At 37.1% G+C, this 15535-nt stretch carries 18 protein-coding genes; 7 read left to right on the forward strand and 11 right to left on the reverse strand.

Going from position 1 to position 15535, the window contains the following annotated elements; translation table 11 throughout:
• Positions 1-3 precede the first annotated feature (3 nt).
• From HLI_RS20900 to HLI_RS20940, 9 genes are all read right to left on the reverse strand, one after another.
• Positions 4-2088: a VirB4 family type IV secretion system protein gene (locus tag HLI_RS20900; protein ID WP_128527094.1), complete on the reverse strand. Its 2085-nt coding sequence runs from the start codon at positions 2086-2088 to the stop codon at positions 4-6.
• Entirely contained in the window at positions 2033-2941 is a 909-nt protein-coding gene (locus HLI_RS20905) for a TraC-like domain-containing protein (RefSeq protein WP_241656026.1), read from the reverse strand. The genes HLI_RS20900 and HLI_RS20905 overlap by 56 nt, the downstream gene beginning before the upstream one ends.
• 27 nt (positions 2942-2968) lie before the next feature.
• The gene (locus HLI_RS20910) at positions 2969-3289 is read right to left on the reverse strand and encodes a PrgI family protein (protein WP_128527009.1); all 321 of its coding nucleotides are present in this window, start codon (positions 3287-3289) and stop codon (positions 2969-2971) included.
• 73 nt (positions 3290-3362) lie between these two features.
• Positions 3363-3734, reverse strand: a complete 372-nt coding sequence (locus HLI_RS20915) for a hypothetical protein (RefSeq protein WP_128527010.1) — start codon at positions 3732-3734, stop codon at positions 3363-3365.
• Positions 3735-3984: 250 nt separating this feature from the next.
• Positions 3985-4257 carry a hypothetical protein gene (locus tag HLI_RS20920; protein ID WP_128527011.1) on the reverse strand — a complete coding sequence of 91 codons (273 nt, stop codon included), beginning with the start codon at positions 4255-4257 and terminating at the stop codon, positions 3985-3987.
• 51 nt (positions 4258-4308) lie between these two features.
• Positions 4309-5601, reverse strand: coding sequence for a DUF3854 domain-containing protein (locus HLI_RS20925; protein ID WP_164908649.1), 1293 nt, complete (start codon positions 5599-5601; stop codon positions 4309-4311).
• 26 nt (positions 5602-5627) lie between these two features.
• The gene (locus HLI_RS20930) at positions 5628-5960 is read right to left on the reverse strand and encodes a DUF4258 domain-containing protein (protein WP_241656027.1); all 333 of its coding nucleotides are present in this window, start codon (positions 5958-5960) and stop codon (positions 5628-5630) included.
• A 201-nt stretch (positions 5961-6161) separates the two neighbouring features.
• Positions 6162-7847, reverse strand: a complete 1686-nt coding sequence (locus tag HLI_RS20935) for a hypothetical protein (RefSeq protein WP_128527014.1) — start codon at positions 7845-7847, stop codon at positions 6162-6164.
• Positions 7816-8061, reverse strand: a complete 246-nt coding sequence (locus HLI_RS20940) for a helix-turn-helix domain-containing protein (RefSeq protein WP_128527015.1) — start codon at positions 8059-8061, stop codon at positions 7816-7818. Before HLI_RS20940 ends, HLI_RS20935 begins: the two co-directional genes overlap by 32 nt.
• A 430-nt stretch (positions 8062-8491) precedes the next feature.
• On the opposite strand from HLI_RS20940, the gene HLI_RS20945 reads away from it, so the two are divergent.
• The 7 genes from HLI_RS20945 to HLI_RS20975 all read left to right on the forward strand — a co-directional run bounded on the left by HLI_RS20945 (position 8492) and on the right by HLI_RS20975 (position 14206).
• Positions 8492-9490, forward strand: a complete 999-nt coding sequence (locus HLI_RS20945; protein WP_128527016.1) for a Rad52/Rad22 family DNA repair protein — start codon at positions 8492-8494, stop codon at positions 9488-9490.
• A gap of 93 nt (positions 9491-9583) precedes the next feature.
• Positions 9584-10714: a DNA polymerase III subunit beta gene (gene dnaN, locus HLI_RS20950; RefSeq protein WP_128527017.1), complete on the forward strand. Its 1131-nt coding sequence runs from the start codon at positions 9584-9586 to the stop codon at positions 10712-10714.
• Positions 10715-10775: 61 nt separating this feature from the next.
• On the forward strand, positions 10776-11105 hold the full coding sequence (locus tag HLI_RS20955; RefSeq protein ID WP_128527018.1) for a hypothetical protein: 330 nt from the start codon (positions 10776-10778) through the stop codon (positions 11103-11105).
• A 29-nt stretch (positions 11106-11134) separates the two neighbouring features.
• Positions 11135-11674, forward strand: coding sequence for a hypothetical protein (locus HLI_RS20960; protein WP_128527019.1), 540 nt, complete (start codon positions 11135-11137; stop codon positions 11672-11674).
• Positions 11671-12339, forward strand: coding sequence for a hypothetical protein (locus tag HLI_RS20965; protein WP_128527020.1), 669 nt, complete (start codon positions 11671-11673; stop codon positions 12337-12339). The genes HLI_RS20960 and HLI_RS20965 overlap by 4 nt, the downstream gene beginning before the upstream one ends.
• A gap of 23 nt (positions 12340-12362) precedes the next feature.
• Positions 12363-13355: a hypothetical protein gene (locus tag HLI_RS20970; protein WP_128527021.1), complete on the forward strand. Its 993-nt coding sequence runs from the start codon at positions 12363-12365 to the stop codon at positions 13353-13355.
• Positions 13349-14206, forward strand: a complete 858-nt coding sequence (locus HLI_RS20975; RefSeq protein ID WP_128527022.1) for a ThiF family adenylyltransferase — start codon at positions 13349-13351, stop codon at positions 14204-14206. The genes HLI_RS20970 and HLI_RS20975 overlap by 7 nt, the downstream gene beginning before the upstream one ends.
• 46 nt (positions 14207-14252) lie before the next feature.
• Here the strand turns inward: HLI_RS20975 and HLI_RS20980 are convergent, their stop codons facing one another.
• Together HLI_RS20980 and HLI_RS20985 are read right to left on the reverse strand one after the other, a co-directional pair.
• Positions 14253-14645 (reverse strand): hypothetical protein, encoded by a 393-nt coding sequence (locus HLI_RS20980; RefSeq protein ID WP_128527023.1) that lies wholly within the window; start codon positions 14643-14645, stop codon positions 14253-14255.
• 23 nt (positions 14646-14668) lie between these two features.
• Positions 14669-15535: a hypothetical protein gene (locus tag HLI_RS20985; protein WP_128527024.1), complete on the reverse strand. Its 867-nt coding sequence runs from the start codon at positions 15533-15535 to the stop codon at positions 14669-14671.

Raw genomic sequence — 15535 nt, forward strand, 5'->3', positions numbered from 1 at the left:
CCTTTACATGTTCTGCCTTTTACGTTGTAGCATTTTTTCTAATACAGCTTTATTACTTTCAATAAATGTGAGCTCATCTTCACTAGGATTCGTTTTTAACCAGACGGAGCTTTTACCTGTTCTTAATATCCCTTCTCCCTTTTCCGGATTTCCGAATAAGATGTCAATTTCGCCATCACTGAGGTCAAAGTTTTCTTTTACTTTCTTCAAATCTATTTTGTTCTGTTGCATGAACAGAATGGTAAATGTAGAAGAAAGAATACCGCGGGCTTTCGTATTTTCAAGAATTCTGGCGAAGTCTTGTGTAGCCCAACATAAACCACAGTTTCTCTTCCTAGCCCTCCGAGCTACTTTTTCGAAGAAGGAAACCGTTTGGTCATTATCAATGAACTGCCAGAGTTCGTCGCAATAAATGTACTTCTCTTTTGTTGCGTTATCACTGTTTTTCGCGAAATATTCCCATAAGTAATTTAGTATTACATGGTAAGCAATCGGTCTTAAGAAACCTTCTTCCATCTGACTAATATTAAAGTTTACTAGTCTTGAAGAGTTAAGAGATTGAGTGACTCCCTTCCCTAAATAAGTCTGGCCATCAAATATTGGCTTGCTTCCGTTTTTAAGGAATGGGCGGATAGCTGCAATCAGACGTTCAGCATTTAGTTCTTCTATAAAATTTTCAATTAAGTATTCATAGATATCACTTATGGTAGGTTCCGGTTTTCTAACTTGTGATTGTATCAATTGACCATCTACTTCCTGCACTTTATCTTCATACAAGGAAGAAGGATGGGAATTGAATTTCAACCTTTCTTCAAAAACATATTTTATGGCAGACTCTAGATAGTTCCTTTCATGAACATCCAATCCACCTTCTTCACTATTCTTTCCTCTTACAATAATGTCGAAGAAGCTAAGAATTTCATTTTGCTTTTCACGCAATGGAACAAACCGGATATACTTTTTTCCGTTTTTTTCGATGATTTCCTTTTCATCATCGTCTTCTAACCATTCCAACTCCTCAACGTCGTCCGAATCGATTTCTACGTCCGTTGCACTAATAGCACAAGGGTTAATACAAATTTTCTCTTCTTCACTGATGTTAAGGTTGATTCCTCCGAGTCTTTTTGTGAGGGATACCATTTCTCCTTCAGGATCTATAACAGTAGACCATACATTAGCTCCACTTGTTTCACGCGCAATCTTTAATTTCATGGCAAGACTTTTACCTGAACCAGGAATACCGGTGATCCCTAAGTTGTAGTTTTGGGGGCGATATTCTTCACTACCAAAACTATTAATAAATTCAAGTTGGCCGGTGATTTTATTAATACCTAGAGGAACTCCACCCGTGTACCTTCCACTCCCTGAGATGAATGGTGTGAAAGTGGACAATGCCCTCCTGTCAATGTTCCGTAGTGAATCTTCTAATTCATTATTACCAATGGGAATCGAGCTTCTTAGTCCTTTTTTGACTCTGCTCCACGCAGGAGCTATCTTGAAAAAGTTACCGGATAGCTCGTCCTCAACCATTTCACTATACGCGTCTAATTCTTTTTCACTTTGACCAAAAAGCATCCCCATTGTAGATATAGAGTACGTATCATTTTCAGAGAACTGTATTTCGTCCATGAGTTGTTCCGTATCAAATATCTTAGTTTTAATGTCATTGATTTGATCAATATTTCCTCTTTTATTCTGGAAAGCTAAATTGGATTGAAGCATGGTGAGCTGTCTTTGGAGGGACCGGATTGCATCGGATTTACTCACTTTATTCACATCTACCACTACATCCGCTTCTCCACTGGAAGTAATAGAGTAAAGCCAATTAGTTTGCATCTTCCTCGGATAACCATCTCTCGGAATATAAAAGGGACGAAAGTATGTTTTCGTACCTAGCGATTGCTTCATTACACCGAAGTCTTCTGAATTTATTGTTAGACCATCCGGTGAGATAATGTCCCACAAAGTTGGTTGGGTTTCAATTTGAGTTGCGGCTTCCTCTTCATGCTGCTTCTTTTTCTTTTTCGAAATTTTAGCTTGCTTCTTCGGCTTTTCTTGGTTGTTCATGATTTTCTTGAGCAATTTCATCATCTACCCCCTCCTTCACGAGTTCGATTCGAGCATTATCTTGTTCTGCGGTGACATAAAGAGCCAACATTTCTTTAACCCCGAAATCTTGATAACGATTTTTCACAGCTTTTCTGCGGTTGAATGTGTGATATAAAACTTCACCGATTCCTTCATTAGTTAAAAGTTCAACATCCATGTTCGCTTTTCTAAGCTGACTCTTAGCCGTATTGAAACGTCTATATAATTCAGCAAAAGCTTTTTCAACGATTTTTTGTTCTAATTCTTCCCTATCCTCAGCTGTAATGTCATTGGAGTTAACCGTATGAGTAAACAACAAATACCTCTTCGTCTCATACCTCGGTGTAATAGTTTGCCATTTCACAAGATCCTCTACTAAAGAACGTCCATACTGAATTGCATTATCATGTAAGTTATCAGCATCCATCATGCTTTCTCTCATTTGTTGAATCGGCACAGATAAATCCACGTAACGGTTTTGCAGATAGAATTGCACATTGTAGTTTAATTGAGCTAACCACCGTTCGAACGAAACGTCTATGGCTTCCTGCTCCTCTTGGGACAACAGGAAGTAGTTAACTGGATTAACCTCTGCATACAAAACAAATTTGTTGTTATGGTATCTAAGCATGTGGTTATCAATCTCTTTCACATCTGAAAGAAAGTCTCTAAATAGGTTTGGTTCTTCATCTAATTCAACCTCATGCTTTTTAGGTTTATTTTTCTTTTTCGATTTATGATCATGTGATGATGTAACACCATTTCCTTTCCAAGGAAGTATGGGCTTTTTCTCCATCTTCCTAGCGAAAATATAAATGGCTAGTCCGAATATAATCATGAATAATATTTCCACTTAAATCCTCCTCTCTCTGAAAAGGTTCTAACTGGAACCTTTTCGCCATACACCAATTTGATTTTTATATCCTAACTTGATAAGCAAGTATTGATCGAAATTTAGATTATATTTATGTTTCCTAAGAAAGCCGAACACCCCAACAATTGCTACTACAGGTAAAGCAGCAAAGATACACAACAGTGCTCCTATGTAGAAGGTAGGACCTAACCCATAAACAACTGGTGTATAGGAATATATCAGTAATCCTCCAACAATGAGATAAATAAGTTGCCGTTTGGATAGGATGCCAAGTATTGTCTTCTGTTCACTAGACATATCAATAGGAACGGTTACTTTTCGTGTCATAAAATCCCCCTTATGCGGTAAAGATATACCCCTCTAAACGATTAGAGGGGTTTTATTAGATATTTATTAAGTATTAGCCACCAAAACCGCTAATCCAACCGGCTATATCATAGGCTTTCATAATTACCCAACCACCAACAAAAGCCATTCCTAGACCAATGAATCCAGCAGTACGACCTTGTGGGTTGCCTCCTTGTGCGGAAGCTAGCTTAATTCCTGCAAAAATCAAGCAAGCTAATATCCAGAATCCCCCTAAGGCCATTACGAAGTAAACAAGTTTGTCTAGATCATCATAGATTCCACTATTTTCAATGCTTCCATCAGGTGTAATTCCGGCTTTCTCCCATGCAGCATCTACATAGTCTGGTCCAATAAGAATAAAGCTGAATGCGAAAATGGCGGTTAGTGTTAAAAGAATAACTGCACTTTTCTTTGTACTCTTCATCATTTCACCTCCTTTGGGAGAAACAAAAAAATCCCCCGAAAAAACCATGAACAAGTGACTTCAAAAAAGAAGTTAACTCTTCATGATTTTTTCGGGGGATTCCCGTTGAACGAATATGTAATTTAAATCTATGTATATAATATTGGATTTTCTGTAAGAATGCAACTCTCTATTTCTTTGGGTATGAACAAAACAACAAAGCTACCTTCCTATATTACTAGAAGATAGCTTTGTTCCTTTTAAATACTCTCTATGAGAAATATTTGTTATTCAGATATTCTTCCTCAAGCAAGTCCATGACAAGCCACACTTCAGTTTCTCCATCTTTTTCGCCTGCCATACAGATATGATGATATCCATCATCCTCATACCACATATCGAACTGTTCCGCTTCTTTATTTTCTCCTTCTGCGATCATCATATGACCTATGATTTGCCCATCAGACTCTGGCAACCAATCAATCGAATGGACTGTTACTTCGTAGCCTGGTGACATTAATATGTTTATCGGTTCTTGGTTCATTTTACGTTCTCTCCCTTTGTATAAAGATTAGTTATCATTACGAAAATTCAATTAAAATAACCTCTTAAATTGCGGTAATTTGCGACTCAATAGCAGATCGTCGATTCCTTTTGAATGTTCCGAATTCCACACGACCATGTTCACATGATATTTTTCCTCTTTAAGTTTTTTAATGCACTGCATTAAAATCGCTTTTACATATATGTTGTCTACTGCATCCATATCAAAGCAAAGGTTGATCTCTTCAACCCCCATTTCTTTAAGGATTGGTAGTACCATTTGCCATGAGTTGACGCCAGGTAATGCGATAAAGGTATCGCCGTAGGCTGCCAATTGGTCTTTACTCATTAGCATTGATACTAAATCGCTGGATATGTCTGCTTTCAATGCTCCTTCTGTTAGCCAGACCTTTTTAGATGTAAGAGGCTCACCTGTTTTTAACCGAGTCATTCGGTGGGTAGGCGTTGTAACATGAATGGGAGCGGGGTCACCAGAACTTGCACCTTTGTTTTTCTTTGCAGAACTCAACCAGTAATAACGGTTTCCTTTTTTTAATGTAACCCATCCTAAAATGCTATCTGATGTATCTTGAATGGATGATTCCGGACTATATACGGTTACTGTTTCCCCAACGTCCAATCTTTGTTCAAATAATATTTCTCCTTCGTAAAGGAACTGCACTAAATTTGGTTGTTCCTTTACAACGGCTCTTAATCCTTGTTTTCTCTCCTGTACTTTCACATCGTTAGGCGGTTGATCCAAACGATATTGAAATCCTATGATTTCCTTTCGAAGGTTACGGTAAGGGATTAATATACCCTTCATACCACTAATGGACCAATACTTTCCATACTTTCCTTCCGCTTCAAAGAAACCAGGGATGCCTTTAAACTCGTCTCTGCCTAAAGATTGTTGCAGAAGCTTTACGGCTTCCCAAGGCTTATCAGGGAAAGATTGATAATCTCTAACCCTTATTTGTTCATCAGATAATTGACGCTTTTTACTAGTCAGGTGAACATAATGCTCTTCATCTAATTTCAAAAGCTCTAGAAGAGATTGATAGACTTCATTCAACGTATATTCATCTAGTTTCTTTTCTCCGGATATGGAAGCGGCTTGGCTTGGGTCAATCTTTCTTCGCTTTTTTTCCCCTTTTAAGAAATGGAGATAAGATGGAAGACTTGAATTTTTACTAAAAGGCCGATCACTTACCTCTCTTATACAAGCCACCACATCACCTTCTTGATTTTGCATACATCCACCAGACTTATTACAAATAGGACAAGCTATTCGGTAAAACTCGAACCACCCTGGTATTTTAGTACCTCTCATGTCTTTACTCATAATAAACATCCTCTCCCTTTTACCAATCAACCAATACAATCAAAAAAGCGATTACGGTCTGTTGGTGGCATGACTGTAACTACTAGAAACTGGCTTTGTCCTTCTTCAGATAGAACCACTACGATAGGGTTGTGGCTAGAATCTTTACCTTCGACTACGTAAGAAAAGACATTTTGACCAATTGTATGGTTGTATCCATATTGAACTTCACATAGCCGACCTTTCATAATGCAGGAAACAATATCCCCCTTAGTGTAACCTCTCACCCGCAAACGTTCTTTTGTGTGAGAACCGATTCGGATGTACCCCTTTTCACTCATTAATACCTTTTTAATTTCATTCAGTTTCTTCCCATTCACTTTCCTCACCTCCGTTTTTGAACATAAAAAGGCGGTCCCTAAGACGATAGAAAAGCACACGTATTGTGTCATCTATCAGTCTCAGAGACCGCCTAAAGTTTAATGATTAGCCCGCTAACCTTGAATCAAGGTTGCAAATTAAGATAAAGCAAAAGTCTAATTGCTTAAACTATAAACGATTTTAAACGCATAATCAAGAAACTATAGACGAGACTTAATTCTTTTCAATAGGTGAAAAAGTGGATTTGAGGGAACTGCTTCTTGATACTGTTCTCCTAAGACCGTCTGGGCAATTTCATGAAAATGTGGTTCAAGTATATTTGATGCGTCTTTATAAAAGATTAAAGGCTTCTTCTGGTAATAATTTTTGTATACCGGTTCGGTTAAATCAGGAATTTTGGCCAGGATAGGAAATCCAATTTCTTCGGCTATTTGATCCGATTTAACAAAAGGAAAATCTCTAAAGAATAGTAGCTTCACCTTAATATTTTGTTGTTTGGCTATTTCCTGAATGTATTGCTTCCAAGCAGTCATTTGTTGATAAGAACCATCCAAGACTACCCATAATTCATCTGCAATGGATAGAGTATCTAATGTATAGCTTTCCATTTCACCAGCTGGTAAATCAATAAGCGAAAGATCAAAACCATCTCCAATTCGGATATACTCGTCTATCTCCGATACGCTCCAATTCAATTCCCAATCGCCATCATCTAAAGGGAGCCATGTCACTCCTTGATAATTCCAAATCAAGCTTTCAACTTTTGAATTTTTGTTTCGAATATAACGGATAAATGAAACCCAATTCTCCGGCATATCCTCATACCTCTTCAACATGGTTTTAAAAAATTCATTAGGCCGCAGCCCTTCAATTACATTCGTATCCACCTTCGCTTTTTCTAAGAAGATAGCAAAGTTAAAGATAAACGTAGATACTCCCATTCGACTAGCATAAGGGGACCAAACGGCAATTTTTTGACCACGCTTAGACCTTTTATTAAGTATCCCCTTTCGTAATTCTCGACTTTCTTCCGCGGACAACACTTTCTCTTCATGGTGAATACCTGGCGAAACATTATCTTTCACTATTTCCTCATGTTTAGAAGCTTCTTTTTTACTGTCAGGAAGTGGTTCTTCCTTTGTAGGTTCATCCCTCACAACATGGCTATTTTCCGTCTTTTCTTCAGTAGTTGATGTGTCTTTATTAGATGGACCATTTTCAGTTGTTTCTGGAGAAGGCGTTTGGGTGTTTGATGGAACACTAGGATTACTCTTAGGGGGACCGGACGATTCGATTTTATTGTTGTTTTGTTCTTTTTTGTTCTCCTTTTCCGCTTCCATACTTTTAGGTTTAAGTACTTCCTTCTCTTCTTTATGGAAAGTCCTATTTTCATCACCGTTGGAGGTGTTTTGAACAATCGCCTTCTTGCTATTTTCCTTATCTTTTGTTTTTTGTTCACCCTGCTTCTTGGGCTCAGCTTTTGCTTCTTCCGGTTCAGTCTTTCTATCTTTTTCTTGAATAGAGCTGACTTTATTTGAAGCTGGTCGGTTGATTTTCAGTGCAAGCTTTCCTAGTCGAACATAATTGCGTAATTTCATATTAGATGGAAACCAGCTTATTTTTTCTTCACCTTCTGCTAAATGTGTGGTTCTCCCCTCCTGAACGCACCATATCTCCCCTTTTATTTCTCCTGCATTCAATTCAGTCACTCTATCTATAAGACCCTGATTGGATAAAATAAATTTGTCGAAGGGCTGCTTTATGTATTCTTCAAATTTGGTTTCACTTATATGAAGGATATTTGCCTGGGGATTATACTTTTTTAAATCATCTATGAGGAGTTGAAGAAACTCATTATCTGAAATTAATAAATATATCGTTTTCATCAATCTCCCGCTCCTGTCTCAAGTAGCTATTTATGCGGTCTTTTAGTTGGTTGGTGAAAGGAAATTTGTAATTTTCCACTTGTCCTATATAACTAGAAGACACTCCTAAATCCATAGCAAATTGATACTGACTCTTCCCAAGTCTCTTTCTTAGGATTATCAATCTTTCATGGTCATCTTCGATTCTTTCGATATCATCAAATTCTTCAATCATGACAGATCCTATCCTCCTATCAACAAATAATCACATCTAAATAAAAAAAACGAAAACCGCCACCATAAACCCTTTGGAACAAAGGGTTTTATGGAAGCGGTCTTCGCTTTAAGTTTGGTATTGGATTAGGTTTGGTAGTTCTGAAACATTATAACACACTCTATTCATTAGAGAAATGCTCTTTTATTTCAAGAAATTCTATTTGTAGATTAATGGATGTTCGTATATACTAAAAGCGTATCATTTTATTTAAGTTTTTTTGCAACCCTTTTAGGGTTAGCGGGTTTTAATAGACATAATGGAGCCTTTGAGGTTCATGTATATTTGTAGACGCCATAGTTGTGTCTTCAATACATGAGACTTCAAAGGCTTTTTTGTGTTCAAAAACTTTGATGGAAGGATACAAAATAAATTTCAGGAGGATGTTTATATGGGTGAAGAAAAGAAAGTGTTGAATGTTGATGAGATTATGGAAAAGTTAGCAGAGCCATTTGCAGTGGAAGACATTGAGTGGCGAATGAATCGGACTTATAAAAAAGATGCCAATACTTATGGTGGATGGGTTGTTGCTTATGTTTCCAGTCGAGCAATCATGAATCGATTAGATAATGTGCTTGGTATTGATGGCTGGGAAGATGAATATAAGCCTATTCATAATGGATTCAGTTGTGGTATTCGTGTATGGTTCTCAGAAACTAAATCTCGTATCAAATGGGATGCAGCGGATCCAACGAAGTACGAAGCTACTAAAGGTGGATTCAGTAGTGCATTGAAAAGAGCAGCTGTTAAATGGGGCGTTGGAAGATATCTGTATGAAATCCCGGAACAACATGTTGATATTTACAAAGACCGAAACAAAGGATTTCATTATCACAAAGAAAAAGAGAGTGGATTTGTTGGATATTGGAATAATCCTAAGTTGCCTGAGAAATATCAAGCTAAAAGTTTCACAAAGCAACCTATGTTAAATCCTAATTTGAATGGATCCTATGGGAATCAGCAAGACAATTCGATTAATAATCAATCAAATGGAGATAACTCTGATAGGAATGGAATCCTAAACTGGATTGAGGAAGCAGAAGAAATGATTGGTATTCAAGGTAATGAAAACTTTATTACCCGCATATTTAGTCGTGCCAATCCACAAAGAACTCCGGTTCTTCAGCGTTCGGATATTATTTCGGATGCTACTATTAAGGAACTGAAAGAATATGTGAGTGCATTAAAGCCAGTGAAAGATGTTCAAAAAATTGCTTCTGCTTACGATTGTACAAGGAAAGAAATTATAGAATTTGCTCAGATTGTTAAGTCAGAAATGACAGTTAATGGATTGCCAAGTCTGTTCTTCAATTTAAGCAAAGACGATGTATCTGAAATACAAAACATTGCTAAGCAACACGCTCAAAACAAGCATAACCAAACAGCTTAGCAAGAGCGTCAAAGCACAAAGTAGAGCCTTATCCGGCCTCTCTTTGTGCTTTTTTATTTTAAAAATCATTAGATATCCAGGAGGAATATAATTATGAAATTTAATATTACACAAAGTGCATTCGTAGAGGGATTAATGAAAGTGAATAAGGTGATTTCATCTCGTTCGTCGCTTCCTATTTTGCAGGGGGTTTACGTAAAAGCTACAGAAGATGAGATAGTGTTGACCGGTTCTGATGCAAATGAAACCATCATCCATTCTATCCCTGTCACAGGTGAAGATGTAGTGGTGGAAGAAACAGGAGACACGGTATTCCCTAAGCAAGTAATTGATATCGTCAAGAAGTCTCGAAAGCATCTGTCTATTGATTTGGACGGAACGGTCACCAAAATAAAATCAGGTAAGAGTGAGATTGAACTTAACTGTTTAGACCCCGAGGAGTACCCTTCTTTTGTCAAAGTGGATGAAAAGGAACCAGACCTGGTATTAGATGCAGCGCAGTTTAAAACGCTGGTATCGAAAACTTCATTTGCAGCGGCGAAAACAGATGTACGTCCCGTACTTCAAGGCGTTTATTATAACGTTACGGAAGATTGTATGAACTTGACTTGCACTGATAGCCACCGTCTTGCTGTGGTTAAGCAGAAGGTTGAGTCTAAACAAGCAATACAAATGATCATTCCTGCCTCCTCATTAGATAATGCTCTAAAAATCTTTGGCATGAATGGTGAAATAGAGATATTTTCGCATTCGGACAATGCTCTTGTCTTAAAAGATGGTCCGACGTTATACCAAACTCGACTTCTTGATGGTAATTATCCAGAGACTAGCCGATTGATTCCAGATTCATTTACATCTGTTATGAAAATCAATCGGAAAGAGTTTCTCGAAGGACTAGAGCTGATCAAGGAAGTCGCGAATAGTAATACATCAAATGAAAATGGCGTAGCTAAAATCCATGTGAATGGGGTTGCTTCGCTTTCGAGTACAAAAGCTGAAACTGGAAAAGGAAAGATAGATATTCCTTATGACTCCTTAGAAGGAGAACAAGAGGCTTTTACCATCTCTTTTTCAGTAAAATATGCTATCGACTCTTTGAAGGCTTTAGATTGCGAAACTGTAGATTTCAGTTTTGTAGCAGATATGAGGCCCTTCTTACTGAAACCATCTGACATGACAGATATGGAAGAATGCCAATTGATTCTTCCTGTTCGAACAGTCTGATTATGGAGGGGAATTTTCCCCTCTTTATGGTTCTTCAAGAATGAACAGAAAAGAGGTCGTAATGATGAGAGTGGATTTCAATGAAATCTTAGAAGGTCTTCGAGAATTTGATTATGTAGAGGACCATTCTAAAAGAGGTAAAATTATAGAGTTTCTTTTGTCATTCGGTAAACCGAGTCCTGAATTTTTAGATTCTATTGATATGCAGTCTATTGAAGATGTTTTCGATCAAATGATGGACTGGCCTATTGATAGTGATGAGTCTGGTGAGATTCTTTATCTGGACCCGACGAATGATTTTGATAAGTACCTGAAGCAAGACAATACCTTTTATAACTTAGTCTATTCTAAAGGTACTTATGAAGCGGATGACGAGGATGTATTTATCTAAACAGAGGTTTTATAGGAGGATTAACACATATGAGAAGTATGCCTGAGTTTGAGCATCAATCTTGGTTAAATGCTATTCAAGGATTAAAAATACACAAGCTCTTTAGACAAGTTGGCGTAAATGTCACAGGGGATATTTATATCCCGGTGGATGCGATTCATAATATGTCTGACCTTGTGATTGATGGATTTTCTAAGACCTATTCTCGAGGAGAGTTATGGTCATGTTTTGAAGAAGATAAAACAATTAAGGAAAAGAAGCTTGCCATAGATGAAGCGTTTATCGAACAAACGAGTGAAACGTTTGAGTATTTCTTTGTGATTGAAGATGAACGCTTTAATATCAATGGGATAGAAAGCGAAATACCTTTAAAGACTTCCTTTGATGATTCTGTTTTCGAGGGAGGAATAATCGTTCCATTACAATTCCTTGGTTATTCTAATCCTGGTATTGCTATTGGTCATGATTTCTTCTTAGGATCTGCAGAAGTTGTAGAAGAGGTATTCCAATTAGAAAGTCTAATTAAGCAGCTTCATTCCTTTCCGGAGAGTAAGGTGAAGAGCTCATGAAAGTAACTTTCACATTAGATAGCGAAAAACTTCATTCGACTTCCGATGCTATACAAGTCGAACAAGAAATTGAAGGAAAGAAAGTTTATCGTTCTCTTTCTTATGGTGCAATGACAGAGATATTCAATAAATCATTAGTTAATGATGAAGAATGGGGCCCAATCCTCCCACCAAATGCAATTCAATATAGTGTCAGATCAAATGGATACAGCATTATCTTGGAAGTTCCAAAAACAAGGCAAACCATTATATTTAATGGTCTTACTCTTGAAGTAGGTTTTCCGAGATTGCTTTTTAAATTTGATTTATCCATTCATAATTCAAATAAAAATTATGAAGTGGAACTAAGTAAAATTGTTGCCTTGAAGAGTAAAGGGAGATTGTCAAAAGAAACAAAGCTATATCATTTCCCCTATTCTCACGTTATGAATGGGAATGTCTGTATGGGAAGTATGAATTTGCCTGCTATTAAGAGTATTAATCAACTGGAGCACTTTCCTTCTTATTTTTTCCAAAGCACTTTTACAATGGACTACGGTTCGAAAGTGGTGTCTGGAACGAGTGTTTCTTCATTATTTACAGAAGTGTTTAATGAGAAAGACTTTGATGATAAGGAGTTAATGCCCTTATATCATACGTACGGAGAGTTTTTTCACATAAATTAATTGAGATTTTACTAAACAAATTATTGGAGGAATTTATTATGACTGACGTTAAACAAACAGATATTTTTTCTACATTCGGACTTCACGATGAGGTAGCGGAGGAAAGACAACGGGAGGAAGAAGAGCGTAAAAGAAAAATCGAAGAGGCGAAAAAGAATGCTCCCCAAAACCCACTTGCTGATAAAACTGAAAAACCAAGCAAGAAAGAGGAGTTTGAGCTTAATTTAGAAAGCTTTATCTTCCACCTTGGCCAGCAAATTTCTATTCTTGAGTATTTCACTGAGGAAGAAATTGAGAATGGTGTTAGGAAGAATAAAAAAGGCGAAGAAGTTTTTGTTAAGATCGATGGAGAAGAAGTTAGAAAACGCTTGGAGAAAGATTATCCGAATTTGGTTAAATCTCACACTCAAGTAGTATTTTTAGCTAAGAAGAATATGCTCATGTGTATTCAAATATCTAAAAAGAAAGGTTGTAGTGAAGGAGCCTCCTCTTCGGAGGGCTCCTTTTCTCCTGTTAAAATCCCTTCTTGGATACTTAATGATTTCATTTTCCAGGCTAAGAAGATATATCAAACCCATCAATCAGAGTTGCATGCGGATATTTATCTAAATACAGACACAAAGGAATTTATTTTGGACTTCCCCTCTCAATGGATATCTTCAGTAAATTGTGAAGTGACTGAAACAGCTGAAGAACAAGCTTTAAAACTTATTGAGTGGTCAAGTGACTCACTATCTCCTATTATGAAAGTCATGGAGATTCACTCGCACCATCAGATGCTTGCGATTCCAAGTAAACAGGATGATGAAAGTGAAAGGTTATCAAATGTTCTTTATGCTATCGTTGGCGAAATAGACCAACTATTCCCTTCGATCATCGTTAGAGTGTTTAATGAAACTACACAGAGCCATTTAATGATTAACCCTAGTAAAGTGTTCGAATCTCCGTTAAGCGCATCTAGCAACCCCTATTCGCTTGATTTAGAGGTAATGAATAAGGGGGGAGTTAAATGCTAGACATTCTAGAATTGTTCAACGAAGAATTTAGTACATTAAAGAAGCGGCTAGTTCCGGTGATTGTACAGGTAGGAGTGGGGGGGACTGGGAGTAACTTGTCTCAACAAGTAGCTCAGATGCTCCGTAACTACCCTAATGCTAGTCATTATGTACTCTCTGACCCTGATCAAGTAGAGGAAAAGAACTTGAACAATCAGCTTTTTACAAAAAGTAATATAAATAAGCCTAAAGCTGAAGTTTTAGCAAAGCGTTATTCAAGTGCATATCAAATACCCGTTTACTCTTATACAGAGTCTTATATTGAATCTGCAAATGAAGTAACTAAGTTATTCAATACAGGGGATTTTAGCAATATTACCTATGACGAGGTTATATTGCCTATCCTCATAGGTTGTGTAGATAATCATTTTACCAGACAAATTATGCACGAGTTTTATAAGGCTAATGGAACGATTATATATATAGACAGTGGAAATGAAACTGCTCTCGTTCCAGAGGACTTCCCTACTCGAAAGATGAAGGATTGGACGGAAAATGAAAAAGAAAATTACCACAGCAGCGGCTGGACCGGACAAGTGGTGTGTGGGATGAAAATACGCGGGAAACAATACCTTGAACCTGTAGCAGAGGTTTATCCCGACATTTTAGAAGAAAAGGATTCGATAGCACCTTCTACATTGTCGTGTGAGGAATTATCTTCTTCTGACCCACAAAGGTTACTTACAAATAGAATGGCCTCCATGGCTATGTCCTCGTTCCTGTCTGAAATCATTGAGTCAGGAACAATAAGTAAAAGGCACACAGTTTTCCATGCCAGCAAAGGTTTTATGCAGAGTGAATTAATACATTAAAAAAGACTTCCGAAGCGGATATTATATCCACTTTGGAAGTCTTTTTTTAGATAATGGAAGGTTCCATATTAGAGTGACTAATTAGATCCACAGAAGGAAGATGAATTGTTATACCTACTTCCTTTTGAAGCTGCTTATAAACAATTGAGTTTGTGTTATTCTCCACTACAACTATGCAATCTTTCCTCTTCCTCTTTAAAATCCTTAATAGTTCTAGTGCTTGAAGATTGGAAGCATACCCCCAAAGTTCAACCGTATCATCCACCACAAAGTTATCCTGGATGAAATTCGTATAAGAGACTGCATTAATTATATTTTTCCTTTTAATGTCTTTTCTTAAAAGTAATAAAGTTAATGTTTGCAAATCTTCTTCATTTAAACTATTCACAACTACCAGGGCATTATTATGTTTGTTAAACGAGTGAGTAAGCTCTTCCAACAAGTAAATCCTCCCCTTTCCCCTTACTCCTGAACTAAAATATAGAAGTCCTCGACGACTGCAAAATTAACCATTATTTGAGACCTTCCAATACCTCGGTAAGTCATTAGCTTTGCAAGGATTATTCGCAGCAATTCTTCCCTTTCAAAAGAGAAGATGTTTTTACTTAGGTATATATTTAAGTGATACTGCTTGTATCCATCTACTTCAACCATATAAACAGATACATCACCAGCACGGTCGTCCTCCTTGTTGAGAGCTGACCAATAGTGTAACGTCCAGGTCTCAATACCCTGGCTGTAAACGACGGAAGTCGAATATATCTGAGGGTTGAGAAAGTTAATATCAGTTAAAGGGCCTAAGAACCCTCTCTCGCTTATCCCACTGACCATTCTTTCCTTGCTATCCTTTTCATCCATTATAGCTTGTGTAGCACCTAGACAGACGATTTCAAAGGATATTTGTCTTAATAGCTCACGAACGTTTTCATATCGTGTGATTAACCATTTAACCAAATCATTCAATGATTCAGTGTAGATGGCTTCTATTTGTCCATTTTGATTCAATCCATTCATCAACATTGCTGCATCTTCTGTGATATAACCTTTAGGTTGTGCGTAAAATTCATCTTTCAATGCAGTAGGATCAAGGTATAAAAATTCCCTAACTATGTAATACCCATTAAAGAATTGGCTTTTAACACTCGTGAAAAACAACTCTTGAAATTTATTTTTGTCGTCATTATTAATGATGTTCTCGACTTTGTTGTAGTAATATTGTTCCATAATAGCGAATTGTTTATTGAAATCATCATTATTTTGAAAATGAGATTGTAGCTTTTGCTCCGTGTATTTGAATAACTCTTTGTACTCTAAGTTTTTTTCTGTCAA

Source organism: Halobacillus litoralis (genome assembly GCF_004101865.1).
GTDB classification, from domain to species: domain Bacteria; phylum Bacillota; class Bacilli; order Bacillales; family Halobacillaceae; genus Halobacillus; species Halobacillus litoralis_A.